Genomic DNA, 26685 nt, shown 5'->3' on the forward strand with positions numbered 1-26685 from the left:
CAAAAAAAACTAATTAGACTAAATAACCTAAACTAATCTAACAACAAACTCTTGCCACCTTATTACTAAACTGTTATAAAAACGTACAGAATATCTGAAGTTGTTTAGAATGAAAGAAAAAAACGCACCTATTTTGAATACCCCAACTAAGAACACTACAAGCTCATTAGATACTGATAATAATCCCTTTTTTAATGTTAGGTATATTTGTCAATCAGCGACTCTAATTACCGAATCTATACAAAAAGGCTTTGATGTTGCCCAGTTACCTAATGGAGATATTACAGTTACAGAAATTAAAACAGTAAATGTTCACTATCATTGGGATTCTTTTAAACAAAGATTTGTTAAAGTAAGCCAAAGTTAGCATTATACACTATAAATATATTATTTTTTTGCAAAATATACTTAGTGTATGTATAATATGTTATATAATTAAGTGAATCGATTGTGTAATTAATTTAATTTATGGTAATAATATGCTACTTAAGAACATAGTAACCTTCATTGCTGTTACTTTATATTTTAGTCTATCAATATGTTTTGCAACTACCACACCAAGTAATAACAATCCAGCAGCATCATTAGAAGCATCAGCTCCTACTGCATCAACTGAATCTATTAAAATATTAAATGCTTGGGCAAGACCTTCTGCCACTGCTAGCAAAAATAATAATTCTGCAATATATTTTGAGATTTTTAATGACTCTGACCTCGATTACAATTTGGTAAATGTTTCTTCAGATATAGCTAACAAGGTTGAATTACATAAAAGTTTTGTTGATGAAAAAGGGGTTAGTAAAATGGTAAAACTCGATAAGCTAGTCATCCCAGCTAAAAGTAGTGCTATTTTACAACCGGGTGGTATGCATATTATGCTCTTGGATCTAAAAACTATACTAAAAGTTGGTGATAACTTTGATTTATTCTTATATTTCGATAATGGGCTTCAGAAAGTTGTTCAAGTAGAAGTAAAAACAAAGTAGTTAGTCGTTCTTATAATGTAATGGATATTTGCCTTATATGCCAGCTATCTTAACTCTAGTATCGGTAATAGTCTAGATGTCATCCTACGCTGGCAAAGCCTTCCTTGTTTGTTGTCCCCATTCTTTAGATCATCCGAGTATACTCTTCTGCTCCTACGAATTGTTTTTTGAAAATGTCATGGATTCGCATGCTCACCATTCATTTTCAAATTCAATTCTTCAAATCATTTGAGTATATACGCGAATCTCCTACAGTTTTGCGAAACTAATTATTTAAAGCAGAAGAATATATAAATATTTTAATGAGGCTGCCCTGCTAATTAAAGTTTTAGTACTTTTAATTTTTAACTATATCATTTATATTCGGTAATTTAAACATAGTATGTGTAATTATATATGACCATTATGTCTGATAATTGGATAAGAAAAATGTGTATAGAACACGATATGATTGCACCTTTTACTGATACGCAGGTTAGATTGAATAATTCAGAGAGAATTATTTCTTATGGTTTATCTTCATACGGTTATGATGCAAGAGTCTCGAAGGAATTTAAAATATTTACTAATATTAATTCGGCAATAGTTGATCCAAAAAATTTTGATGAATATAGTTTAGTAGACAGAGAGGTTGATGTTTGTATTATTCCGCCAAACAGTTTTGCCTTAGCAAGAACAATTGAGTATTTTAAAATTCCAAGAGATGTGCTAGTTATCTGTGTTGGCAAATCAACCTATGCAAGATGTGGTATAATTGTTAACGTAACGCCGTTAGAACCGGAATGGGAAGGGCATGTAACATTAGAGTTTTCCAATACTACCCCTCTGCCAGCAAGAATTTATGCTAATGAAGGAGCATGTCAATTTTTGTTTTTAAAAGGTGATCAAACTTGTAATATATCTTATGCCGATCGTTATGGGAAATATATGAAACAAAAAGGTGTTACCCTTCCAATAACTTAAAATTTAAAATGTAAAAAAGGACTATATTATTATGAAAGATACTAACCAAAAAGAAATGCCTCATATCGCTGTTAATGCACAATACATAAAGGATTTGTCTTTTGAAAATCCAGACGCTCCGAGATCTTTAGTATCTTTGGAACGTAATCCACAAATTGACTTATTCCTAGACCTCAATATTTCTAATTTACCTGAAGAGAATTTTTATGAGGTAGAATTAAGTATAGAAGCTAAAGCAATGAGTGAAAAGCATAGACTATTTATAGTGGACTTAAAATATGCAGGGGTTTTTAATTTAATTAATATAGAGGAAGAACAACACCAAATAATACTAGCAATTCATTGTCCAGCAATGATTTTCCCATTTGCTAGAAAAATTATTGCTGATGTCACTCAGGATGGTGGTTTCCAACCATTGATGATTGACCCGATTGATTTTGGTGCTTTATATCATAAAAAAATGCAAGAAAATGATAATTAACCATTCACCTTACGTATAGCATTTAAAAATTGTAGAAAAGTACAAGATGTCTATTAGCGAGACCACGTGAGTGTGGTGGCAATCCACATTCATTAGATACTTTTAACTTACAATTGCTTCGTCGTCGCAAAGCAGCTCTTCGCTAATAGGTGCTAGGCTGTTTTTCCTATGACTTTTAAATTGCCATGGGGGTTATGTGTAAGGTAAGTTAACCATAAAATTATCGAAACAATCAGATGCAGAGCCGTCTCAAATCTGATTGTTTCGATAATTTCACCGAATTTGGGATAAGAATTGACAGATTCTTATCCCAAATTCGCGTTACTTGGATATTATTTTGATAAAATTACTTGCTCTTATAGAGATAAAATGAGAACATAGATGTGTAATAAAGAATAATAAATTAATAATTATAGAAAAGTTAATGGGAGAAATATCATGAGGGTACTGTTAGTAGAAGATAATAGTGATATAGCTAGTTCTATTGAATTAACGTTAGCTTCAGAAGGAATTATTTGTGAGGTGGTGGAGTTTGGTACAGAAGGAATAGAAATAGCTAAAATTTATAATTATGATTTAATTATTTTAGACCTGATGCTGCCAGATATTAGTGGGTTTGAAGTCCTACTGAGATTACGTTCTGCTAAAGTAAAAACACCTATACTGATTTTATCAGGTATTACTACAGTTGATCAAAAAATTAAAGGACTTACGTGTGGGGCAGATGATTATATCACAAAACCATTTAACCGCGAAGAGTTAATTGCTCGTATTTATGCAATTGTTCGTCGTTCTAAAGGACATTCTGAGTCAGTGGTTAGGTTTGACAAGGTAAGTATTCATCTTGATACTAGAATTGTAGAAGTTGATGGAACAAGGGTTCATTTAACGAATAAGGAATATGCTATTTTAGAATTATTAGTCTTACGTAGGGGAACAGTACTGAATAAGGAGATGTTCTTAGACCATCTTTATAGTAGTGTTGATGAGCCGGAGATTAAAATTATAGACGTATTTGTATGCAAATTACGTAAGAAATTAGCTGATGCTGCTGGTGGTACAAACTACATTGATACAGTATGGGGACGTGGTTATATGTTGAAAGAATATGATGAACAAGAAACACTATTGCATCATTTTCAGGGAGAAGTTATTGAACCATCAGAATCAGAGATGGAAGATAACAAAGAGTCGTGATATAAAAGGATCATGATTTTGATATTCGTCTATCAACTCTCCATTTACGAGCAGTATAACAGAAGCTTAATTTAATAAGATAGAGCATTATGATACCTAGCAAGATAGAATTAACTGGTAAAGTCTATATTAAATATGTTGATCCTATACCAGCCCCAAATGTTGGGGATGTTAAGCTTTTATTAAATGATGATGCATTGAGTCTTAACAAAGGAGATTATGATAACTTAAAGTCAAGTGGTTATATTAAAGCAAAAATTTTTGATGGACTTGTTTGGCAAAATATTAATATAAGTGAGTTATGTCTTGAAAAAGAACATAAATTTACTAAAAAACAAAAATCTATTGACTCAGTCTTACTGTGCCGAAGTATAATTGAAAGACATCGGGGAGTCACGTTGCACCGAACTTATAGAGGACATTTTACTACTCAAGAATAGACTTCATAAACAGGGGACTAATAAATGGAAACAAATGATAAAAAACCAAAGGACTCTAGAAAATTGGCAGACCAAATTAAGGATGCATTAGTAGGCATCACTGATGATGAACTTGGATCTGATGAGGCGATGGAAATTTTCAATGAGTTAAGTAACAACGATGCTTTCGAACAGGAAATAGAACAAATATTGGCTTGTCTTAACGAGCAAACAATGGATCTAACAAAATTACAGACACAGATCATCCTATTAATAAAAAAATATTTAGGTAAACTTGCACACAAGAAATTAGGAAAATTAGGTGTTAAAATTGATGAGAACCTTGTTAGTAAGAATGTTGCTGAAGTAAGTAGTTACTTAATGCAACAACATTCACAATTGGTAAAAGAAGATAACCGAGGTTTGATAAAATCAAAAGATAAGCTACAAGGCATAAGTAATCAATCTAGATTGGAAGCAAAACGTTTAGTGAAAAATTTTGCTTTATACCAAGTTTATAAGTTCATGAACCCTAAAAGAATAGCTGGAGAAACAAAGGAAGAAAATTTTGCTTATAATATGATTAGAGGGGGAATAGATCTAGCTAAAAAATATGAAGGTGGATCGAAAAGTGATCTTAAATCTTATTCTCCAGAATTTATCAAAAAATTAGATAAGGCTCATCAGAATTTTAAAGGTAGTGGCAGGACAATTTATTGATTAATGCGAGTTACCTATTATGGATTGTTTTACGCTCCAATTGAAGTAGGATTATTTGTATAACCCCAGTTGTCAATTCAATAGAAGTGATGAAGTAGAACCACTATGAAAGCAACATTATATATCTTAAGTTCATTTGGACTTGGAGCAATGAAAGCTAGTATAGTAAAATCTCTTAATAGTAGTATACCTATTTCTCTAGTTGTATTTTTACAATTCTTTCTTTGTGCTATCTTTTTTTTACCAAAAGTTATTAGGTCTCGTGGTCAATTAATAGTATCACAGCGATATTGTGCATTAATTACAAGGGGATTATTGGGGACAGCATATTGGTATTGCATGTTTTCAGCAGTAAATTACTTGTCTCTTTTCAATGTTAGTACACTTACAAATCTGTCTCCCATTTGGGTACTACTAATAACGGGTATTTTTATTGATAAATCTATCAAAAATGATCTATTATTTTTAGCAATAATTGGCTTTATTGGCTGTTTATTAATACTGAAGCCATCAGTAGAAATTATAAATTCAGGAGCCATTTTTGGATTACTTAGCGGAATATTTATGGCATTAACTATTATATCATTACACAACTTACTAAAAACAGAGACATCAGATAGAGTATTAGTGTATTATTTTTGGATTTCCTCTCTTATTATGTTACCATTTTTAGTGGATTTTAATATAACACAAGTTTCTTCAAAGGATTGGATATTGCTATTAATCAACGCTCTGTTGATGCTGTTACACCAAATATTATTAAATAAGGGATTAGAAATTGGTTTAGCTACTGAAATGAGTATACTAGCTTATAGCAGCGTTGTATTTTCTTTAATTTTAAGTGTAGTTATATGGCGGGAAATACCAGATAGTTTTTCAATTATTGGAGCAATAATAATAATCTCAAGTGGAGCATATATATCTAGGAGACAAAAATCGTAAGCAAAAAGTAGAGTAAGATGAATATATCTTATGCTTTTGCAGTGATAACATTGGTGAATTTTAGATATCCCCAAGACTATTAACGTCTAACAAGTAGTAAATGAAGCTTTACAAATTGGCAACATTTGTAGTATAAGAGCCTAGGATTAAATTATTTAAAGAATTATAAAAATGAATATTCATGAATACCAAGCAAAGATGATTTTGAGGCAATATGGTATACCTACTTCTACAGGAGTTGTAATATTGCAAAAAGAAGATATCGATAGGCTAATTGATGGTTTAGAAGCAGAAATATATGTGGTTAAAGCCCAAATCCACGCAGGTGGTAGGGGAAAAGCTGGGGGTGTAAAAGTTGTAAGAACTAAAGAAGAGGCAAAGAAAGCAGCACACGCAATGTTTGGCATTAACTTAGTAACTCATCAGACGTCAGCTATTGGGCAAAAGGTTCGCTATCTCTATGTTGAATCTGGGTGTGATATTTTAAAAGAATATTATTTTAGTGCCGTTTTTGATCGTAGTAATAGCAAGGTAACTTTTATAGCTTCTACTGAAGGTGGGGTAGATATAGAAGAAGTTGCTCATAATACTCCAGAGAAAATTATTAAAGTATCAGTTGATCCTGCAACAGGCATACAGCCATTTCATTGTCGTAGAATGGCATACAAGCTTGGTTTTAAGAATGAGCAGGCAAAACAAATGATGAAAATTGTTGAATCAACCTATCAAGCTTTTATAGCAACTGATGCTAACCAAATTGAAATTAATCCATTAATAACAAAAGCTGATGGTAGTTTATTGGCACTTGATGCCAAGATTAACTTTGATGATAATGGACTATTTAAACATCCTGATATTTTAAATATGCGGGATGATGATGAAGAAGATGCTCTTGAAATAAAAGCAGCTAGCCTTGGTCTTAGTTATGTTAAGATGGATGGTACTATTGGTTGTATGGTGAATGGGGCTGGGCTAGCTATGGCTACAATGGATATTATCAAACTTTATGGTGCTGAACCGGCAAACTTTTTAGATGTTGGTGGTGGGGCTGATCGTGAGAAAGTAACGGAAGCACTAAAAATAATTTTATCAGATTCACATGTACAAGGGGTTTTAGTTAATATTTTTGGTGGTATAATGCGTTGTGATATAATAGCCGAAGGCATTATTGCTGCAGTGAAAGAGATTGGCATTACAGTTCCACTGGTTGTACGTTTAGCTGGTACCAATTTTGAATTAGGTAAAAATATTTTAGCAAATTCTGGTTTAAAAATAATTGCTGCAAATGATTTAGGTGATGCTGCTGTTAAGATCGTCGATGCAGTAAAATAATTCATATAAAAATACGGAAAATGCATATATGTCAATATTAGTTGATAAAAATACAAAAGTAATTTGCCAAGGTTTTACTGGCTCTCAAGGGACTTTTCATTCTGAGCAGGCAATCAGTTATGGTACTAAAGTGGTAGGAGGGGTAACTCCTGGAAAAGGTGGAAATACTCATCTAGATCTACCTGTATATAATACAGTACATGAGGCAGTTGCAAAAACTAAGGCTACTGCTAGCGTTATTTATGTTCCACCACCTTTTGCTGCTGATTCAATTTTGGAAGCTATAGATGCAGGAATTAGTTTGGTAGTGTGTATTACAGAGGGAATACCGATACTTGATATGATAAAGGTCAAAAGGGCATTAATCGGATCAAAAACTAGATTAATTGGACCAAATTGTCCTGGCATTATTACTCCTGATGAATGTAAAATCGGCATAATGCCTGGTTATATTCATAAGAGAGGCAGGGTAGGAATTATATCCCGGTCCGGTACTTTGACTTATGAAGCAGTAGCACAGACTACAGCTGTTGGTCTTGGTCAATCTACCTGTATTGGTATTGGTGGAGATCCAGTTAATGGCACCGATTTTGTTGATTGTATTGAAATGTTTTTGCAAGATGATGAAACAGAATCAATTATTATGATTGGTGAAATAGGAGGGGATGCTGAGGAAAAGGCTGCTGAATTAATAAAAAGCTCAAAGATTAAAAAACCAATAGTTACTTTCATTGCTGGTGTTACTGCTCCTGAAGGTAAAAGAATGGGGCATGCTGGTGCAATTATTTCTAATGGACAGGGTTCAGCTGAAGATAAGTTGGAGGCGTTGCAAAGTGCAGGTGTTACTATCACTAGATCGCCAGCTGATATTGGTAAAACTATGTTTGAATTATTAAAAAAGCTTTAAACCTTAGAGGTAATGACTGCAAAAGCTACAGAAATTGGGTAATCGTCTGAAATGGACAAGTGGATTTTGATTTGTCCAAATTTGTTTGGATTTTCAGGGTGACAAATTTGGACAAAGGGCTTTCCTAAGGCATCATTTAGTACAGATATGTCTTTAAATCGTAAACCACGCCCCATTCCGATACCAAGGGCTTTGCTAACTGCCTCTTTCGCAGCAAACCTTTTTGCCAAAAAGCAACCATATTGGTCTTTGCTTAGAGAATTTAGCTTTTGTATTTCCGTTTTAGAAAGAATTATGTTTACAAAACGCTGGTCATATAGCTTTAAGATACGTTCTATTCTTGGAATTTGTACTATATCTGTACCAACACCAATAATCATTTTTGTTCATCATTACTAACATTATCATCAAATATTTGATCATCTAAGTCAGAGTAGTCTTCAGTAACACAAAGATCTGAGCCGCTTGGTAAATAATCAAACTCTTCTACAGCAGTATCAAGGGAAGCATCAGTATTTTCTTCATCAATAGGATCGATTCTGCTTTTTGTTCGAAGACGTTTTAATAATTGTGCCTTTAGGGCTGGAATCGTTATATGACCAGCAGCTATTTCACGTAATGCCAGTACAGTTGCCTTATCGCCTTTCACGTTATTAATAGTCATTTTACTACCAGAATTTATATCATTTGCTCTTTGAGCAGCTAAAGCTACAAGCTTAAATCTATCGTGAATTTTTCCAACACAATCTTCAATCGTTATCCTAGCCATAATACTCTCTTTTTAATTTTATAAGATATATATACAATAACGGATCAGTATAAAGTATAATTAGTAGATTTCAAGAATAGAATTTTCATTGCTTCTCTATGGTAGTTTAAAAATCATAGATGCAGGTGGAAAGATGTAAGGACACTACAAAGAACTGGGGAAAATATTATGTTTTTTTGAGCATTTTTTTATATATATCTAAGGTTTTACTAAGCATTAAATCAAGGGAAAAATTATCGATTACTGCTTTTCTTGCTGCTTGTTGTATTTTTTTACCTTCATTGGTTTTAAGTATAGATAAGCAATGTTCGATTTTTTCTGCTAAATCAACAGCATCGTTTGGTTTGACATGAAATCCAGTTTTTTTATCTAATATTGTTTCAATAGCTCCACCTATATTTGTAGCAATTACTAGCTTTTCCATTGATTGTCCTTCAGTTATAGTTCGACCAAATGCTTCTGGTTCAATTGAAGTAGATATTACTATATCTGAAACACCGTAAAGGCTGAGCATATCAGATTCATTACCAAAAATTTGAATTTTACTTTGTAGCTTCAACAAGTTTATAAGAGATTTTACTCGATTGGTAAAATTGGGATGTTTGGATAAATCTCCAACCATTAGACAGTAGAAATCTAGATGTTTTAATTTGCCAAGTGCTTCAACAAGGGTAAGATGCCCCTTCCAACTGGTCATTCTTGATGGTAACAATATTATAGGAGTATTGTTAGATATACCATATTTCTTTTTATGTTTTAGTAACTTTTCTTCTGTAACATTCTTTGGATCAAAATAATTATAATCTACCCCTCGATATATTACAACAATTTGATCTTCTAGGATTTGATAATTAATTAATATATGATGTTTTACAAAATTAGACACAGCTATGATCTTTTCGCCTTTGACCATGACGCTATTATAAAAATGTTTGAAAGGATTCGAGATGTTGTAGACTCCGTGGAATGTTGTTAAGAATTTAGCGCCTGTAGCCTTTGCGGCCATATAACAACTCCAAGCTGGAGCTCTAGATCTTGCATGCACTATATCTACGTTATATTCCTTAATTATTTCTGACAGAATTCTTGCGTTTTTCCATATTGTTAAAGGATTTTTAGTAGCACTATTCATAAAAATATGTGGCACTTCTGCCGCTACTAATTCTTCAACTAATGAACCACCAGATGAAACTACAATAACATTATAATTAACTTTTTTTAACATTTTAGCCACTTCAATTGTTCCTCGCTCTACTCCACCAGAGAATAAAGCTGGAACTACTTGCAAAATGGTAGGTTTATGATATCGTTTGGGTGAATCTGATGAAATCATTAATCTTTTACATAATTAATTTAAATGCATAAAATATATAATACAGAAAAGAAAAGATTTATCACTTACAATCATCATAAAAGTAGCAAAAAAAATATGCCATTGGTAATTTTTTTACATGGCTTGATGTCGGGTATGAATGGTAAGAAGGCTATATTTCTTGAGAATTACTGTAAAAAACGTGATTATAATTTTATCACATTTGATAATTTTGGTCATGGAGAATCATCAGGTAGATTTCTAGATGAAACGATTGGATCTTGGCTTACAGGGGTTGAACTAGTTTTAAATAAACTTGTAGTGCAACCAGCTATTATCATAGGCTCTAGCATTGGTGGTTGGTTAGCCATTCTTGCTGCTATAAAATTTCCTAGTAAAGTTTGTGGTCTTGTTTGTATTGCTCCTGCCCTAGATTTTACAGAAACTATTTGGCAAAACTTAACTGAAATGCAAAAAACACAAATGCAACAACAAAAATACCTTGAGGTTGGTGGGCGTAATTGCAACGATAAATATCCAATAAGTTATCAATTAATACTCGAAGCTAGAAATCACTTGTTACTAAATGCAAATAGTATTAAACTTAAGGGGGCTATTCATTTAATTCACGGGATGCTAGATGAGGACGTACCTTATACCATCTCAAATAACCTTGTAGAAAAGATTACTAGTGATATGGTAGTGGTGAAATTAATAAAAGACGGAGTTCATACTCTTGTACGAGAATCAGATTTAGCTATAATAGCTAATTCTTTGGAAGAAATAATAAACTTATCATTAGAACTATGAATAAACATATATTTGCTAAAACAACTAAAGTTTCCGATTTTTTGAAAATATCGGAAGTAATAGATAAGTTAGATCAAGATAGCTTGGTGCTTTTTGATGTAGATGACGTACTTATCATGGATCAAGATGAATATCGCTTAACTCATCCTTATAGACGGCAGTGGCGTGCTGAAAGCAAAAACCGTCTTACGAGAGAAGAAAGGCATCTTTTTTACAGTATTATTTTAAAAAATCGTACTATTCGCTTAGTGGACTATAATATAACTGATATACTAGGTAGATTATGGAAGATGCAAATCCCAACTGCTGCTCTGACCAAATTATATACAGGGAAATTTGGTGTTATTGAGGATTTTACCAATTGGCGTCTTACAGAGCTTAAAGGGATAAATATAGATTTTATGAAATCTACTCCGATAAAAGAGGAAATATTAATTGATGAATTACATATGGGGGGTGGTGTACCAATGATGAAAGAAGGGGTGATTCTGACAGCCGATGTTGATAAAGGTGCAGTATTAGAGAATATTTTACATAAAAAAAACTACTATCCTAAAACAATAATATTTGTGGACGATATTTTAGAAAATATTGAGTCAGTGGCAAAAATATGTAGCAAATTACAGATTAATTTTTATGGTTTTGAATTTGATGGAGCTTCTTTGATCCCGGAAACAGAACTAGATGAAAAAAGTGAAAAAATTCGTTTTGAGATTTTAGAGAAGGAACATCGTTGGATAACAGATTTAAAACTATAATTATTTTTTTATGTATATGCATTACTTCTTGCTATGCTATAGCTGAAGAACAAGAAACTATTGGGGTAAAAGCTACTAAAGTACAAATGGCTGATTTATATAATGTTTTCAGCGTTATAGGACAATGTAAGAGTGGTATGAGCCGTGATTATTATGCAAATGTTTCTGGTAGACTTGATTTAGTATCTACTTCCCAAGGAGGTAAGATCCATCAAGGTGATGTTTTGCTTATTATTGACCAAGATTTAGCTATGTCAATTAAGTCACAAGCGGAAGTCTCTTTAAGAAAAGCCATGGCTTCTTATAGCCGTAACAAGGAATTACTTGCCAAAAAATATATTAGTAGTGATGTGCTAGAAAAATCTAGCAGCGAGTTAGAAGAAGCTAGGCTTGCTTTTGCTAAAGCAATGAATAGTTACAACGATATGGTTCTTATAGCTCCATTTGATGGATATATTGGTATAATAAAATCCAAAATAGGGGATAAGATAAAACAAGGAGATTATCTTTTTAGCATTATTGCTCAAAATTCTACTACTAATAATATTTTAATAGAGCTACCTGAGGGGCTTTATAATCAGGTATCAGAATCTACTAATTTAGTGATAACCGATAATAAGGGTGGATTAATTAATGGAAAAATTGCTGAAATCTCACAATATGTTTCAGATAATGGTACTATAAGTGCTAAAATTATCGTTGATTCTAATAGTAATATTGTGCATGGAAGCTATGTAAATATAGATCTAATTCTTAACAAACATAGGAATTTAGCTGTGCCTAATCAATCGGTACAGAGTAATAATAAAGGTGAGTATTTTGTATATAAAGTCAATGACAATAAGGTACAACAACTTTATGTTAAACTTGGTACTAGTTTAAATGGTTTTACAGAGATTATCTCAAACGAAATTAAGGAGGGAGATATGGTGGTATTGGAAGGGATTACTAAGATTTATGATGGTAACGTCGTCAAATTGTTAGATTAACCTGAATTCATGTAACAAGTTATATTGTTAAGCATCAACTGCGAACGATGTCACCGAACTAAGATTAAATTAACAGAGGATTAAAATGGAATATATATTATTAGTTTGTAGTATCGTGGCAATTCTTATTATTGTACAGATGGTTAAGGTTGTACCACAACAACAAGCATGGGTTGTAGAAAAGTTTGGAAAATTTGATAGGGTTTTGCAGCCCGGATTGAATATTTTGATACCAGTGATTCAGAGAGTAGCCTATAAACACACCCTGAAGGAAGAAGCTATTGATGTTACTGCTCAAACAGCCATTTCAAATGATAATGTTACGTTATTAATAGATGGTGTTTTATATGTAAAAATTGTTGATCCAGTCGCTGCATCTTATGGTGTTAATAGTCCATATTATGCTATCACACAGCTTGCACAGACCACCATGCGTTCAGAAATAGGTAAATTACCATTAGATAGGACTTTTGAAGAACGAGAAACGTTAAACATCGCTATTGTATCTGCTATTAACCAAGCTGCAATGAATTGGGGGATACAATGTATGCGTTATGAAATTAAAGATATTCAGCCACCACAAACAATACTTAAAGCGATGGAATTACAAGTTGCAGCAGAACGTCAGAAACGAGCTCAAATTTTGGATTCAGAAGGCAATAGACAAGCAAAAATAAACCATGCAGAAGGTGAGAAGGCTCAAGTGGTATTAAATTCTGAAGCTTCCTATACTGACCAAGTAAATAGAGCTAAAGGTGAAGCTGAGGCAATAGGATTAGTAGCAATGGCTACTGCTAAAAGTATTGAAGTTATTGCCGCATCTATTCAAAAGTCTGGGGGTAATGATGCAGTATCTTTAAAAATTGCTGAACAATATATAAATGCTTTTGGTGAGTTAGCCAAAGATAGTAATACAGTAATTCTTCCGGCAAATCTTTCTGAACCAGGAAGTTTTATAACTCAAGCTTTAAGCATTTTTGATCAGCTAAAATCAGTGAGCAATAAAAAATTATCTAAGGAATCTTCTATGAAGAAACAAACGAGTGCTAGTGAGTAATTACTTATTTAACTTGAATTCGACATAAAAATAATTATTATTCTAAGCACCTTCGGATGTCAACTACAACTGTTGAAAGTTAAAAAATCGTCTATTAGCGAGCGAACGCATAGGCTTTAGAAATATTTAAAATGCATTCGCAAAACCGCTTTAAGAATGCATTTTTCCTTATATTAAAGCCAATTCGGGATAAGAATTAACTAATTCTTATCCCGAATTGGGGTAGGTTACAATAAATTTAGGAGAAAATTTAATGACGTACGTGCCTATAGTAATTGAACAAACCCCTAGAGGGGAAAGAGCCTATGATATCTATTCTAGGTTATTAAAGGAACGCATCGTTTTTGTTTGTGGTCAAATTGAAGATTATATGGCCAATGTGGTGGTTGCACAATTACTATTCTTAGAGGCAGAAAATCCAGAAAAAGATATTTTTATGTATATTAACTCTCCTGGTGGTGTTGTGACTTCTGGCTTGGCAATTTATGATACTATGCAATATATTAAACCTAAAATTTCTACTCTTTGTATAGGGCAGGCTTGTTCCGCGGGTTCTTTGTTGCTTACTGCTGGTGAGAAAGGTATGCGTTATTCCTTGCCACATAGTCGTATAATGATCCATCAACCGTCAGGTGGTTACCAAGGGCAAGCTACAGATATAGAAATTCATGCTAAAGAAACCATGAAATTAAAAAGAATGCTCAATAACTTATATGTCAAGCATACAGGGCAAGAACTAGATTCTATTGAAAAAAGTATGGAACGTGATAATTTCATGGATCCTGAAGTAGCTAAATCTTTTGGACTTGTTGATGAAATCATCACCGATAGAGCAAAAATCTTAGTAAGAAAATAGTTTAAAGGCTGTTAGATGTTATGGATTCCGCACCGAAATGCAGGGGCAGGGGGCAGGATTATTTTTGTTTCTTGGTTTGTGACGTAGTATTATATCTAGCAAATACTTTAAACTCATCAAGTAGTATTTTAAGATGCAGATTTATATCTTCTAACTGAAAGGTAGCATACAATATGTGATGTTCTTTCTTAACTGTACTGTTAGCTAGCTCTGTGGTCTTTTGATATAGAGCTGCTATTTCATTTTGTGCTTTGATGTAGATGTTAGAGAAATCCTTGCAAATAACCTCGATCTCGCTATAGGTTAATCTGATGTTATTAAGCAATTTGATTGAGAGGAGGATTAAGAGTATCTGTCCGATGATTATGCTGAATGCTAAAATAGCCAAGGTCAATATTTGGTAATTCATATGTTACTTCCTTTGTTGCCTAGGATTGTGCTTGTTTGCTATAGCCTTTCGTTAGATAAGCTTGGCTGATTGATTGCTGCTATAGGACTGTAAAAATAAAGGGGGTTGATTTGGCTAAGAAATTTGTATATAATCATAGTGTACTTCAATAAAAGGGTTGTTATTTAAATAGCATTTGATGCTATTTGATTAATTCTACTAGTAAGTACTTTTGAGCCTGTGAAACTTTTCAGTACTTACCAGTTAGCTATAATATTCAATATAATACTTGAGCTTTATTTAAGAGTGGAGCTTAAGTGTTATACTGGCTTTTTTAGTTTGAGATTTATAGCTAATCTGATTAGCATTACTCCGTCATTGCGAGGAGTGCGTAAGCACGACGAAGCAATCCAAATTTAATTTTTCTAGATTGCTTCGTCGCTACTAAAGTAGCTTCTCGCAATGACGCCAATTTATATGGCTAAATACTAATCGGATAGCTAAACCAAAATGTGTATTTTGGTTTTAAAAAAATAGTCAGTAGTTACTGACCTCTTTTTTTTGGTCTCATCCTATTTTTGAGAGTTTATTATAGTTATTTGGGGTTGTCAAGAAAAAATGTGTCAACAGTTGATATATTTTTTATTTTTACTTAATCCATGAATTCTTAGATATGACTCTTGTTAAAGAAATACAAAAATTTTTAGGATTAAAATTTGAAATACTCAAATTAAAAAGAAGAGATTTCTCTGAGGGTAGTGGGATTCCTTATAATAATATTACTAGTATTATGAATGGATTAAGGTCTAATCCCCAAATGCATACTATACTGAAAATAGCTAACTACTTTGACTGTTCTATAGATGAAGTTGTTGGCAGAAGTGAATATATTCCATTATTACAAGTAAAAGGAAGATTTAAGGATTTATCACTAGATGATATTAATAATAACTTAAAAAAATTCTTAAAAGATAAAGTTGTTAAGCAAGATATAAATTTTTATATTTTAGGAAAAGAAATTGGATTTAATTATTCAATTCATAATTTTATTAACGGAAGCCGAGAACAAAAAAATTTAAATAGTCAAATTATAGTAGCCCTAGCGGATCATTTTCAAATGTCATTAGATGAAATGGTTGGTAGAATTTCTCCTGCTAAAGATACTGACAATGCTAAATTTCCTGAACAAAACTTTAATAGTGATCCTGATCTGAATAATTTATAGCTAACCTGTGATTTTTTAAATTACCCTGTCATTTTTGGCAACAAAACCTAATTCAATTTGGGTAACTATATATAAAATCCCTAATTATCGGTACAATAAACTGTTTAAATTTGCTACCACTAAATAAGCCGTAATGCCCAACTCCCTTTTGTAAATGATATTTTTTCATTGTCATAGGAATACCGGAACACAAATCTAATGCAGTTTTAGTTTGTCCAACTGCAGCTATATCGTCATTTTCGCCTTCGATACCTAGTAAAGCACAATTTGTTATATTTTTTAAATGAACTTTACGATTTTTTGAGACAAATTCATCTTTGGCAAGAGCAAAATTTTTAAATACTTCTTGTATTGTTTGGAGATAGAATTCCGATGTTATATCCATAGTGGCTAAATATTCATCATAAAATTTTATGGTATGATTAGCTTTTTCAAGGTTGCCATCTAGCAAATTTTGTAGTAAATCCAAATGCGAATTAATATGCCGAGGAATATTTAAACTGATAAAACCCATAAGTTGTAAAAACCCTAGATAGAAATTTCTTCCGTAACCAGGATAGTTAAAGGGGACGGATGTAATCATCATTTGGCAAAACCATTGCATGCTTTTATGGATTGCAAACAAGTCAACATCTGTAGGATTAAGCCTTGCATCAATAGGTCCACCTATCAGAATCATTGACCTTGGCACATTTACATCATTATTGGCAGACATTATACTAATGGCAGCTAGAAGGGGGACTGTTGGTTGGCATACTGCCATAGTGTGCAGATTTGGTCCTAGAAGCGTCATAAACTCAATTAAGTAGTCTATAAAATCATCTAAGTTAAATTTACCAAGTTGATTAGGTATAGTGCTTGCATCAAGCCAATCTGTAATATATACATCTGCGTAGGGGAGCATTTCAGTTACAGTGTCCCTAAGTAAGGTAGCATGGTGTCCTGACAGTGGAGCGATTATTAATAACTTTGGCATTTCTTGCTTAATACCAATTTTGCTAAAATGCTTTAATTGACAAAATGTTTTAGTAGCAACTGTTTTTTCTTTAACAACATAAGACGTACCATCAATAATACATTCATTAATGTTAAATTTTGGTTTCTTGTATGTTCTAGTCATCCTTTCAGCAAGCGTCAAATATGCTAACATAACGTGAGTGTAGCCGCTATCTTTTATAGGATTATTACTATTTTTAAACCACTGTTCTAAAATTTCTATGTTTGCTCGCATTGGAATAAGCATAGTTTTAAAGCCTTCTAGTGCATAATAAAGATTATTAGAACTGCCATTATGCATAATATTTGTCCTTTAGAAGTCTATTTATACTTTAATTTTATATAATTAAGTGTTAATAATATACTCAAATAGTGCAATATTCAAATGATTTACCCCAATTAGGGATAAGAATTAGTTAATTCTTATCCCTAATTGGCTTTAATATAAGGAAAAATGCATTCTTAAAGCGGTTTTGCGAATGCATTTTAAACCTTTCTAAAGCTAAAAACATGATTTTAAAAGATTAAAATCATGTTTTTAGCAAAATATTAATTTAACAATCAGATGCAGAGCCGTCTCAAATCTGATTGTTTCTATAATTTTACCGAATTTGGGATAAGAATTGACAAATTCTTATCCCGAATTCGCGTATTTGGGTATTAGTGCTAATGAATTATTATGATAATATAAAGGTGATGCATAAAAAAATTGTGGCGATTATTGGTAGACCCAATGTAGGGAAGTCTACGCTCTTTAATCGTTTGGCTATCAGGAAAAAGGCTATCGTGCATGACCGCCCTGGGGTAACACGTGATCGAAAATACGCTGATGCCCAAATTGGTCCATTTGATTTTACGGTAATTGATACTCCTGGTTTAGAAGAAGCAGAATGTGCGAAATTAGAATATAGAATGATGCAACAGACTGTAGAAGCCATTCTAGAAGCAGACTTGCTATGCCTTATGGTGGATGGTAAGGATGGCGTATTACCGGAAGATAAGTTTTTTGCTAATTTTATCAGAAAATATGATAAAAAATCTGTGTTGATTGTCAATAAATGTGAAAGACGGTTTGATTTTGCTAAAGAATACTACAAGCTTGGTTTTGATAATGTAGTGCCAATTTCTGCAGAACATGGTGTTGGTATGGCAGATTTACACGATGCAATAACTGAGAAATTAGGGGATGAGGCACTAGAGGAAGAATTAATCGACCCAATAAAGGCTGACTATATACAAATAGTGGTGAGTGGTAGACCAAATGCAGGAAAATCTACGTTTATTAATAGTATTATTAATAATGAAAGATTGTTAACAGGGCCTGAAGCAGGTATAACAAGGGAATCTATAGAAATTGATTGGCTATATAATGATAATAAATTTAAATTAATTGATACGGCTGGTCTAAGAAAAAAGGGAGCTATTAACAAGTCCTTAGAAAAATTATCAGCTTCTGATACTATTAATAGTATTAAGTTTGCTAATACTGTTATTCTGATGGTTGATGCACGAACGAATTTGGAGCAACAAGATTTGAATATTGCCAGTTATGTTATAGATCAAGGCAGAAGCCTGCTCATAGTAGTTAATAAGTGGGATTTAATTGAAGGGAAAAATAAAGATAAATTTAAGGAAGAATTTCTTTATAAGATGGAAACCAATCTACCGCAAGTTAAAGGAGTACCGATAATATTCATATCAGCCTTAAAAAAGCAGAATATTAATATGGTACTAGATGAGGCTATAAAAATTTATACTTTATGGAATAAAAAAATTGCTACCAGTAAACTGAATAATTGGTTGGGTTTTGCACTCGAGCAACATCCACTGCCCTTACAAAAAGGTGGTAGACGTGTTAGAATTAAATATATGACCCAAACAAAAACTCGCCCACCAACTTTTAAACTATTCTCTAATAATCCTGAGAAAATCACGGATAGTTATACTAGATACCTTGTAAATAACTTGCGGGAAGCTTTTAATTTACCCGGTGTGCCAATAAGATTTACTTATACTAAAACTGAGAATCCATATGTAAAGTCATAGGTCTAATGTGAGTAGAGTCAATTAAATTTTATTCAGAAGATAACCAATTATTTTGAAAAAGAGTTTATCGTGAATAAGGGATAGTACTACTTCTATGGTAATTAATATTATAATGATCCATTCAAGTCTAGTTGAGTGTTTATAGTTTAAGTCATTTGACAAAATATTGTAGAGTTCATGGATCATGTTCAGTCGATGGTTAAGAATATCCTGACGAATTTGAATATCTTGAAACTCTGCAGTCATTAAGTATAAAGGTTCATAACTAGGACGACGCCAAAAAAATTCAGGAGTATCTAGTATATCGCTGTGTAAATTAATAGAATATCGTTCGTTAAATAATATGCCAATTTGTTGAGATATTTCCTTTTTTGAAAGTGATACACTGCCAGTGCTGGCTAGTTCTTGTTGAATTGGCGTTGTTTTTACAATTAAATTACTTACTGATTTTTCTAGTACACTAAGCTTAACTGACTGAGCTAAAGCATGCGATATAGATAATTTTATAAAAGTTGATTTATCTGCTAGAATGATTTGGTTTTTTTCTTCATCTATAAAGGTTTTACCAGTAGTTTTATCATAATCAAAATAGATAAAGTCAGACATTATCTCGTCAGTTTGATTAGCTTGCAGAGCTGCTATGTCTTCTAGAATCATTTTTTCTTGGCTTTCTTCAGCTCCCCATATAGTAACACAGCCAAATGGGAAAAAGAAAACATCTATAGGGTTTAAGTTTTTTACTTGTTCTTTTTGAATATATAGTACATCATCGAAGTGTTTAGGTTCAAGACCAATCTTATTGAGATTTATTACTAAGTCATTCATCTTATATTCAGAAGTCGTACAGTAGGAAGCACATCTCATATAATAAATAATTTATAGCAAACAACTGTTGCATCAGTATAATATAGTAGTTATAAAAGTTATAAAGTCAATTAAAATATCATAGTTGGTAATTATGCATGAAATATTAACAAATAGAGCAATTATTGAAGTTGCTGGTGATGATGCAATGAATTTTTTGCATAATTTGACAACTAATGATATAAAAAATAATAATTATTGTTATAGTTATGCTCTAAGTAATCAAGGAAGGTATTTATTTGATTTTTTTGTATTAAAACTATCAGCAACAAGGCTTTTTATTGATATAAATGTTAATCAGTCTGATTTATTTAAAAATCACTTAGTGCGGTATAAATTACGTGCTAAAATTGAAGTGAATGACTTAACTAACATCTATCAGGTTATTTACTCAAAACAACAGCTGGAATTTAATGGATACAAAGACCCTCGTTATGATCAACTCGGTTTCCGTTCCATTGTTAGTAAAGATGTACCAATAACTGCAGGAACAGCAGGACTATACCTGCAAGATAAATATAATTTTGCCATAGTTGATGGGTATGAGGATCTAATTTTCAACAGATCCATTCCGGTCGAATATGGCTGTGAGGAATTAAACGCTGTAAGTTATACCAAAGGTTGCTATATTGGACAGGAAGTTATTTCAAGAACAAAATACCAAGGAGTAGTAAGGAAAAAAATATTTAAATTATCCGTTAACATAGATTCCATTAATACAGGCAGTTCAGATATAGCAAAAGATGATGAGATTATTGCCAATAATATAAAAATTGGTACAATATGTTCGATTTATCAGAACATGGCAATAGCTTTAATTAGAGAGGATGATTATTATTCATTACAAAATACAGCTATTACTGTAAAAAACTTACCTGTTTCTTTGGTTGTTCCACCTTGGAGGAGCTGTACATATGAGTAAAATTATATTTTTAAATGGATGTGGTTCTGCTGGTAAAACATCTATCGCAAAAGCAATACAGTATTTAAGTAAGGATTCTTGGCTTACTTTTGGTATAGATACTTTTATTAGTATGTTGCCACATTCACCTGATGATAAACCTGATGCTAGATATTTTACCTTTGTTCCGGGGATAAATGATCGTGGTCCAACCATGCGTGTTGAAACTAAGCCAAAGGGTGAGCAGCTCTTTGGTCTCATGCCGGATTTTGCCAATCTACTTGCAAGTCGTAATAATAACCTTATCATTGATGAAGTCTTATTTGAAGATGCTTGCCTCAAATCTTATATAAAAGTTTTGAAAGAGTATATTGTCTATTTTGTCGGAGTTTTTTGTGATCTTTCAGTGATGCAGGAGCGAGAAATTTTACGCTGTGATCGTGCTATAGGTTTATCGAATGACCAAATAGATAGAGTCCACGCAGGTAGCCTGCGAGAATATGATTTAACAGTTGATACCACGAGCAAGTCACCTTTTGAGATTGCCAAGCAAATTCTAGCTTTTGTAGAGGAGAATCCTATGCCACAAGGTTTTATGACTATGCATGAGAGATTACAGTTATGACGCTTCCCTTAAAACCTTTTTATTTTTTACGTCATGGTGAAACAGATTGGAATAGACAGCATGTTTACATGGGTTCACAGGATATTCCTCTCAATCAAACTGGAGAAAACCAAGCACGGGAAGCTTCTCATATTCTTGGAAAAAAGGATATAAAGCATATTGTCACAAGCCCGCTTATAAGAGCATACAGGACTGCTGAGATCGTCAATGAAAAGCTAAAGGTTGATATTACAATTGTCCCGGAGTTAGCAGAATGTTGCTGGGGTGAATATGAAGGTCAATCCGTTGATGATAATATTTGGAAAAGATGGCGAGATGGCAATACTCACCAAGGAGCAGAATATGTAAATGATTTTGACAAGAGAGTTTTGTGTGCTTTAAATAGTACGCTCAGCTTTCAAGAGCCAGTTTTAATTGTTGCACATGGTGGAGTTTATTATGCTATCCAAAGACTTTTAGGATGGCCAATTATACATCTTAAAAATTGTTCTGCTATTTTTCACAGTCCACCAATCGGACAGAGTCAATCATGGTCTATATGTGAACTAAGTTAACCTCAGGTTAGTTGTGAGGAGGAGATTTATAAGTAATATCAAAATTCGTTACTGTGCAATGGAGGACATCTCTTGCATGTTACCTCTCATGGAACAACTTGGGTATACTCTTCTGCTTTGAAGAATTGTTTTTTGAAAATATCATGGATTCGCATGCGTAACTATACTATATGTACGCTACGCCTGCTCACTATTCATTTTCAAATCCAATTCGTAGGATCATTTGAGTATATAAGGTATCAGAGGAGGAATTAAAAGCAAGATTTCAAAGATTCACAAAAAAGATGGTTATGGCGTTGCTGTAGCATGTTTAGAATCCCAAATTGTGGGGTGGGTTGCATGGTCTAAATCTCAACTTTTTATATCAGATAAAACAAGATTTCATATTGAAGGAGTTGTGGTTGATGAATGTTACCGAGGTCAAGCTATTGGAAAAAGATTGATGGATTTTGTAGAGAATGTTGCACAACAGTCTAGTCCAAGCATCGTTGATTTAACCTCTGGTCTTAGGCGTGCCAAGGATGGAAGTCATGAGTTTTATAAAAGCCTTGGTGATCAGAATGATGGTCTGATGGCAAAACTATATTTAAGGAAAGAAATTGAATGAGTGAATCAAAATCTCTTTTAAAGCCAAATGCATGGGAGGCTTATTACAAAGAAAAATTTCATAAACCAGCAAGAGAGTTTGTTGTTGAATTCTTTAAAAAAGTTGAATTAGTAGATAATCAAAAAATGCGAGGTACAGCCATTGATTTAGGGGCAGGAGTAGGACATGAAACATTTTTGTTATTAGAAAAAGGCTTCAATGTTATTGCAATAGACAAGCAAAAAATGGCTTTTGATTTTATGCTTATTAAATATCCAGAAATTGTTAAATATAAAGATCATTTTAAAACTTTAATATCTTCTTTTGAAGAGTTAGATTCTCAAGAATTACCAAATGTAGACATCATAGTTGCTAGCTTTTCTGTACCGTTTTGTAAACCTGAATATTTTAAAAAATTTTGGAGTAATATTGTAAATAAGATTGATTCAGGTGGTTATTTTGTTGGGAACACTTTTGATCCCGAAATTGTAGCTTTTTGGAAGGAGGATAAGAAAAATATGACTTTTCATACAAAAGAGCAAACAATTGATCTTTTTAAAGAGTTTAACATTATTAGTTTTAAAGAAGTGAAGATTACACCAAAAGAGGATAGGAAAATTGATCATTATTATGAAGTTATAGCCAAGAAAAAATAAGATAAACCTTGTTACAGGACATGTTATGAATATTCATTTTGAAAAAGCTAACTTAAGTCATAAAGACACTATTTTTAACTGGTTAAAAGAACCCCATGTTCAGGAGTTTTGGGATAATAGCCAAGAACATAAAGATGATATTTTAAATTTCATCAACGGTCGTATAAAGCCTTCAAGCTACGCAGATGGTCTATACACATATTGGATTGGGTGTATCTATAACGAACCTTATTGCTTGGTCATGACACTACAAGAAAAGCAGGAATATTCTATACCACTACTGAAAAAAGCTTATCTTTCAAAACATGGTCACACCTATAGCATGGATTATACCATTGGTAATATAGCTTATTTTGGCAAAGGATTAGGGGCAAAGACTTTAGAAGTATTTATTGATTTTATTAGAAGTAGTTATGATAGCCAAGCTGATACTTTTTTTATCGATCCAGATGTTACAAATCCAAGGGCTAGACATGTTTATGAAAAGGTGGGATTTAAATATATCGATGATTTTATTATGGAAGGAGAGGGGGTATTTGCTGGACGCAAAACACATTTTTTAGTAAAGCGATTGTAATCAATGGTACAAATTAATACCAAAATAAAGAATACAGTAAAGTTTCAGGAAAATATTTTAATCCGGCTTGCTGAAACTACTGACATTTCATCATTTGTCGCTCTGTCATATAAAAAGCGTCGTGCTTATGAAAAAGCTCAACCACAGTTCTGGAAATATGCTGGTCCTGAATCCGAGGAATCTCAAAAGCAATGGTTCAAAGAATTATTGAGGTTAGACGATCACATTATGTTGGCTGCAGTTTACAAAGAAAAAGTATTAGGTTTCATCATCGGTAGATTAATGTTAGCACCAAAAGTCTATAACCCGGGTGGACTAACGCTTATGATCGATGATTTTTGTGTGGAAAGTAAACACGATTGGAATTCTATTGGTCAGAAATTGATTAAGGAAATCAAGGAACTCGCAAAAACTAAAAATGCTGCTCAGTTTCTTGTCGTTTGTGGTGTATATGACGAACCCAAACGTAATTTCCTTAAAAGCATGGGCTTAACTGTAGCTTCTGAATGGTATGTGGGAAGAATTATGTGATTACAGGAATGAATCATGTTACTTTAGCTGTAGTTTGATCAGTCTTGTGAGTTTTTTCGTAATACTCTGCTGCTTTAAATAATTATTTTTTTAATATCATGGATTCACGTATTAAATGGTAATACTTGCGTTCGCCCGCCTCTTGTTTGTTGTTTCCATTCTTCAAATCATTATGGGTATACTCCCCAAATCTAACTTAAAACAATGGAAATCAGTTGTGTTTATTATGAATTTTATTATAATGAACTATTTAAAGCCTTTATTTTAACTCAAGGTTATCTTAAGGCACGAATATTACTGACTTTAATATAAGGAAAAATGCATTCTTAAAGCGGTTTTGCGAGTGCATTTTAAACCTTTCTAAAGCTAAAAACATGATTTTAAAAGATTAAAATCATGTTTTTAGCAAAATATTAATTTAACAATCAGATGCAGAGCCGTCTCAAATCTGATTGTTTCGATAAATTCACGTAACTACGTGGGAATGACACCACAACTGTTGAAAATTAAAAAAAACCGTCATTGCGAGGAGGCTGTAAGGTCGACGAAGCAATCCAGTAACATCATTTATCTATAGATTGTTTCCTAGATTGCTTCGCTTACGCTCGCTAATAGACGCTGTGGTATAGGTGTTTGTAAACTTTCAACAGTTATGGGAATGACACAATAGGCTATTAAACCGATGTCTTACATCGATATTTGAGGTTAAATTAGTAGATTTAAGGAGGGTTATGTATAGAATTAACTTTATTATTATAATCTTATCTTTCATGCTTACAGGTTGTCTGCCAGCTGTTTTTACTGCAGCAACTACCTCTACTCTTGCAGTTGCAAAAGATCAATCAATTGCGGAGACAATTGATGACGTAAAAATAGCTACAAAAATCAAAGCTTCTTTTATAAAAAATAATTTCAGGGAATTATATACTAAGATTAAGGTTGAGGTAAATCAGGGTAGGGTACTACTGACTGGAATCATAGACAAAAAAGAAGATGCATTAAAAGCTGTAGAAATTGTGTGGGGTGAAAAAGGAGTTCGTGAAGTTATTAACGAACTAATAATAGATAAAAAAAGTGATCATTTTGACTTAGTGCAATATACTAAAGATGCTATGATTACTAGTCAGATCAAGGCTAGAACTTTTGTTAACCGAGATATAAAATGGGTAAATTATACCATTGTTACAGTGAATGATATAGTATATATATTTGGTATAGCAAGGTCTGAGGAAGAATTAGAAAAAGTTACTTCTATTGCTTCCCAGATTAATGGTGTGGCAAGGGTTGTCTGTCATGTTAAAATAAAAGAAACTGAAGAAAATGATAATAAATAATCTCAATTCGATATAACTTGTCATATCGAATTCAGGTTAAATATGATAAAAATGAAAGTGAAACTTAGATATATTCTTTTGTTGCTAGTTTATTGTATAGGGCTTAGCTCTTGTTCTACTAAGCCTAGTCTATATCGTAAATTATCGCAGGAAGATCCTAAAAATGTTCATTATAAGGGGCATTATAAGATAGGTAAAAAATATACTATCAAAGGTAAGACTTATAAACCTAAGGAAGATATTAATTGCAACCAAGTAGGTATAGCATCTTGGTATGGTTCTAAGCATAAATTTCATGGAAAAAAAACAGCAAATGGTGATACATATAATAAACATATGCTAAGTGCAGCCCATCCTAGTTTGCCATTACCTAGTTTGGTTAAAGTGACTAACTTAAGTAATAATAGATCTCTTATTCTTATGGTTAATGATCGCGGTCCTTTTAAAAAGAACCGTATTATAGATGTTTCGGAAAAATCTGCTGAAATTTTAGGATTTAAAAAACAAGGTATAGCAAAGGTTAGAGTACAATATATGCATAAGGAGAGTAAAGAATTTTTGAATAATATTGCTTTAAAGCCTAAGGAAAATTGTATTGCAAAAAAGAAAGTAGCCAATCCTAAATGTAGCGTTAATTGTCATATTAAATTAGTAAATCTAAAACATAAATTAGCAGTTAACCCTTGATGATTTTTGTATTATAGTGTATGCCCAAATTGGAAAACCAATTCTTAAACCTTTTTAAAGCTAAAAACATGATTTTAATCTTTTAAAATCATGTTTTTAGCAAAATATTAATTTAACAATCAGATGCAGAGCCGTCTCAAATCTGATTGTTTCGATAATTCCACCGAATTTGAGATAAGAATTGACAAATTCTTATCCCAAATTCGCGTTTATAGGA

General features: G+C 32.5%; 31 protein-coding genes and 1 pseudogene. 26 read left to right on the plus strand and 6 right to left on the minus strand.

The genetic code is table 11. The features are described 5' to 3' along the window. The first annotated feature begins 109 nt into the window (after positions 1-109). The 10 genes from ACQH1W_RS01095 (at position 110) to sucD (ending at position 7947) form a co-directional block, all read left to right on the plus strand. The gene (locus tag ACQH1W_RS01095) at positions 110-367 is read left to right on the plus strand and encodes a DUF2671 domain-containing protein (RefSeq protein ID WP_341762470.1); all 258 of its coding nucleotides are present in this window, start codon (positions 110-112) and stop codon (positions 365-367) included. A 112-nt stretch (positions 368-479) separates the two neighbouring features. Further along, complete coding sequence (locus ACQH1W_RS01100) at positions 480-986, plus strand: copper chaperone PCu(A)C (RefSeq protein WP_375332462.1); 507 nt, start codon at positions 480-482, stop codon at positions 984-986. Positions 987-1382: 396 nt separating this feature from the next. After that, on the plus strand, positions 1383-1949 hold the full coding sequence (dcd, locus tag ACQH1W_RS01105) for a dCTP deaminase (RefSeq protein ID WP_341747229.1): 567 nt from the start codon (positions 1383-1385) through the stop codon (positions 1947-1949). Between the two features lie 31 nt (positions 1950-1980). After that, positions 1981-2430 carry a protein-export chaperone SecB gene (gene secB / locus ACQH1W_RS01110; RefSeq protein ID WP_375332461.1) on the plus strand — a complete coding sequence of 150 codons (450 nt, stop codon included), beginning with the start codon at positions 1981-1983 and terminating at the stop codon, positions 2428-2430. Between the two features lie 438 nt (positions 2431-2868). Next, complete coding sequence (ctrA, locus tag ACQH1W_RS01115) at positions 2869-3627, plus strand: response regulator transcription factor CtrA (protein ID WP_341762468.1); 759 nt, start codon at positions 2869-2871, stop codon at positions 3625-3627. An 89-nt stretch (positions 3628-3716) separates the two neighbouring features. Continuing rightward, the gene (locus tag ACQH1W_RS01120; RefSeq protein ID WP_342278395.1) at positions 3717-4067 is read left to right on the plus strand and encodes a hypothetical protein; all 351 of its coding nucleotides are present in this window, start codon (positions 3717-3719) and stop codon (positions 4065-4067) included. Between the two features lie 24 nt (positions 4068-4091). Then, positions 4092-4766, plus strand: coding sequence for a DUF5394 family protein (locus ACQH1W_RS01125; RefSeq protein ID WP_375332460.1), 675 nt, complete (start codon positions 4092-4094; stop codon positions 4764-4766). A 105-nt stretch (positions 4767-4871) separates the two neighbouring features. After that, positions 4872-5708, plus strand: a complete 837-nt coding sequence (locus ACQH1W_RS01130; RefSeq protein WP_375332459.1) for a DMT family transporter — start codon at positions 4872-4874, stop codon at positions 5706-5708. 171 nt (positions 5709-5879) lie between these two features. Beyond that, positions 5880-7040, plus strand: coding sequence for an ADP-forming succinate--CoA ligase subunit beta (gene sucC, locus ACQH1W_RS01135; protein ID WP_342278398.1), 1161 nt, complete (start codon positions 5880-5882; stop codon positions 7038-7040). A gap of 28 nt (positions 7041-7068) precedes the next feature. After that, the gene (gene sucD, locus ACQH1W_RS01140) at positions 7069-7947 is read left to right on the plus strand and encodes a succinate--CoA ligase subunit alpha (protein WP_375332457.1); all 879 of its coding nucleotides are present in this window, start codon (positions 7069-7071) and stop codon (positions 7945-7947) included. Here the strand turns inward: sucD and acpS are convergent. From acpS to ACQH1W_RS01155, 3 genes are all read right to left on the minus strand, one after another. Beyond that, entirely contained in the window at positions 7944-8327 is a 384-nt protein-coding gene (gene acpS / locus ACQH1W_RS01145) for a holo-ACP synthase (RefSeq protein ID WP_341762463.1), read from the minus strand. The two genes, sucD and acpS, sit on opposite strands and share 4 nt — an antisense overlap. Then, positions 8324-8716: a DNA-directed RNA polymerase subunit omega gene (gene rpoZ / locus ACQH1W_RS01150; RefSeq protein WP_341762462.1), complete on the minus strand. Its 393-nt coding sequence runs from the start codon at positions 8714-8716 to the stop codon at positions 8324-8326. The genes acpS and rpoZ overlap by 4 nt, the downstream gene beginning before the upstream one ends. A 166-nt stretch (positions 8717-8882) precedes the next feature. Further along, positions 8883-10049 (minus strand): glycosyltransferase family 4 protein, encoded by a 1167-nt coding sequence (locus ACQH1W_RS01155; RefSeq protein WP_341762461.1) that lies wholly within the window; start codon positions 10047-10049, stop codon positions 8883-8885. A gap of 24 nt (positions 10050-10073) precedes the next feature. Here ACQH1W_RS01155 and ACQH1W_RS01160 point away from each other — a divergent pair, with 24 nt between their 5' ends. The 5 genes from ACQH1W_RS01160 to clpP all read left to right on the plus strand — a co-directional run bounded on the left by ACQH1W_RS01160 (position 10074) and on the right by clpP (position 14498). Further along, a complete protein-coding gene (locus ACQH1W_RS01160; protein ID WP_375332456.1) occupies positions 10074-10838 on the plus strand; it encodes an alpha/beta hydrolase in 765 nt (254 codons plus the stop codon). Beyond that, a complete protein-coding gene (locus ACQH1W_RS01165; RefSeq protein WP_375332455.1) occupies positions 10835-11596 on the plus strand; it encodes a DUF2608 domain-containing protein in 762 nt (253 codons plus the stop codon). The genes ACQH1W_RS01160 and ACQH1W_RS01165 overlap by 4 nt, the downstream gene beginning before the upstream one ends. Continuing rightward, positions 11572-12585, plus strand: a complete 1014-nt coding sequence (locus tag ACQH1W_RS01170; protein ID WP_375332454.1) for an efflux RND transporter periplasmic adaptor subunit — start codon at positions 11572-11574, stop codon at positions 12583-12585. The genes ACQH1W_RS01165 and ACQH1W_RS01170 overlap by 25 nt, the downstream gene beginning before the upstream one ends. A gap of 85 nt (positions 12586-12670) precedes the next feature. Continuing rightward, a complete protein-coding gene (locus ACQH1W_RS01175) occupies positions 12671-13642 on the plus strand; it encodes an SPFH domain-containing protein (RefSeq protein WP_341748025.1) in 972 nt (323 codons plus the stop codon). Between the two features lie 253 nt (positions 13643-13895). Then, on the plus strand, positions 13896-14498 hold the full coding sequence (gene clpP, locus ACQH1W_RS01180) for an ATP-dependent Clp endopeptidase proteolytic subunit ClpP (RefSeq protein ID WP_341762457.1): 603 nt from the start codon (positions 13896-13898) through the stop codon (positions 14496-14498). A gap of 58 nt (positions 14499-14556) precedes the next feature. Here the strand turns inward: clpP and ACQH1W_RS01185 are convergent, their stop codons facing one another. Beyond that, positions 14557-14907, minus strand: a complete 351-nt coding sequence (locus tag ACQH1W_RS01185) for a hypothetical protein (protein WP_341762456.1) — start codon at positions 14905-14907, stop codon at positions 14557-14559. A gap of 652 nt (positions 14908-15559) precedes the next feature. Between ACQH1W_RS01185 and ACQH1W_RS01190 the strand changes: the two genes are divergently transcribed. Further along, a complete protein-coding gene (locus ACQH1W_RS01190; RefSeq protein ID WP_341762455.1) occupies positions 15560-16111 on the plus strand; it encodes a helix-turn-helix domain-containing protein in 552 nt (183 codons plus the stop codon). Positions 16112-16163: 52 nt separating this feature from the next. Here ACQH1W_RS01190 and phaZ read toward each other — a convergent pair whose 3' ends face one another. Continuing rightward, positions 16164-17408: a polyhydroxyalkanoate depolymerase gene (gene phaZ / locus ACQH1W_RS01195; RefSeq protein ID WP_425361081.1), complete on the minus strand. Its 1245-nt coding sequence runs from the start codon at positions 17406-17408 to the stop codon at positions 16164-16166. Between the two features lie 395 nt (positions 17409-17803). Between phaZ and der the strand changes: the two genes are divergently transcribed. Further along, the gene (gene der / locus ACQH1W_RS01200; protein WP_375333220.1) at positions 17804-19153 is read left to right on the plus strand and encodes a ribosome biogenesis GTPase Der; all 1350 of its coding nucleotides are present in this window, start codon (positions 17804-17806) and stop codon (positions 19151-19153) included. Positions 19154-19174: 21 nt separating this feature from the next. Here der and ACQH1W_RS01205 read toward each other — a convergent pair whose 3' ends face one another. After that, positions 19175-19978: an RMD1 family protein gene (locus tag ACQH1W_RS01205; protein ID WP_375332452.1), complete on the minus strand. Its 804-nt coding sequence runs from the start codon at positions 19976-19978 to the stop codon at positions 19175-19177. Between the two features lie 133 nt (positions 19979-20111). Between ACQH1W_RS01205 and ACQH1W_RS01210 the strand changes: the two genes are divergently transcribed. The 9 genes and pseudogenes from ACQH1W_RS01210 to ACQH1W_RS01250 form a co-directional block, all read left to right on the plus strand. Continuing rightward, entirely contained in the window at positions 20112-20939 is an 828-nt protein-coding gene (locus tag ACQH1W_RS01210; protein ID WP_375332451.1) for a YgfZ/GcvT domain-containing protein, read from the plus strand. Then, positions 20932-21543: a chloramphenicol phosphotransferase CPT family protein gene (locus ACQH1W_RS01215; protein ID WP_375332450.1), complete on the plus strand. Its 612-nt coding sequence runs from the start codon at positions 20932-20934 to the stop codon at positions 21541-21543. The genes ACQH1W_RS01210 and ACQH1W_RS01215 overlap by 8 nt, the downstream gene beginning before the upstream one ends. Beyond that, complete coding sequence (locus ACQH1W_RS01220; protein WP_341762450.1) at positions 21540-22097, plus strand: histidine phosphatase family protein; 558 nt, start codon at positions 21540-21542, stop codon at positions 22095-22097. The genes ACQH1W_RS01215 and ACQH1W_RS01220 overlap by 4 nt, the downstream gene beginning before the upstream one ends. Positions 22098-22422: 325 nt before the next feature. Beyond that, positions 22423-22704: a GNAT family N-acetyltransferase gene (locus ACQH1W_RS01225; RefSeq protein WP_341762449.1), complete on the plus strand. Its 282-nt coding sequence runs from the start codon at positions 22423-22425 to the stop codon at positions 22702-22704. Then, positions 22701-23339 (plus strand): class I SAM-dependent methyltransferase, encoded by a 639-nt coding sequence (locus ACQH1W_RS01230; protein WP_341762448.1) that lies wholly within the window; start codon positions 22701-22703, stop codon positions 23337-23339. Before ACQH1W_RS01225 ends, ACQH1W_RS01230 begins: the two co-directional genes overlap by 4 nt. Before the next feature lie 25 nt (positions 23340-23364). Next, positions 23365-23916: a GNAT family N-acetyltransferase gene (locus ACQH1W_RS01235; protein WP_341762447.1), complete on the plus strand. Its 552-nt coding sequence runs from the start codon at positions 23365-23367 to the stop codon at positions 23914-23916. 3 nt (positions 23917-23919) lie between these two features. Further along, on the plus strand, positions 23920-24447 hold the full coding sequence (locus ACQH1W_RS01240) for a GNAT family N-acetyltransferase (RefSeq protein ID WP_375332449.1): 528 nt from the start codon (positions 23920-23922) through the stop codon (positions 24445-24447). 731 nt (positions 24448-25178) lie between these two features. Then, positions 25179-25781 (plus strand): BON domain-containing protein, encoded by a 603-nt coding sequence (locus ACQH1W_RS01245; protein ID WP_341762445.1) that lies wholly within the window; start codon positions 25179-25181, stop codon positions 25779-25781. 72 nt (positions 25782-25853) lie between these two features. Next, a pseudogene (locus ACQH1W_RS01250) lies at positions 25854-26468 on the plus strand (septal ring lytic transglycosylase RlpA family protein); the annotation flags it as partial. Between the last annotated feature and the right edge of the window lie 217 nt (positions 26469-26685).

It is taken from the genome of Candidatus Tisiphia endosymbiont of Stenodema calcarata, from assembly GCF_964030695.1.
Lineage (GTDB): Bacteria > Pseudomonadota > Alphaproteobacteria > Rickettsiales > Rickettsiaceae > Tisiphia.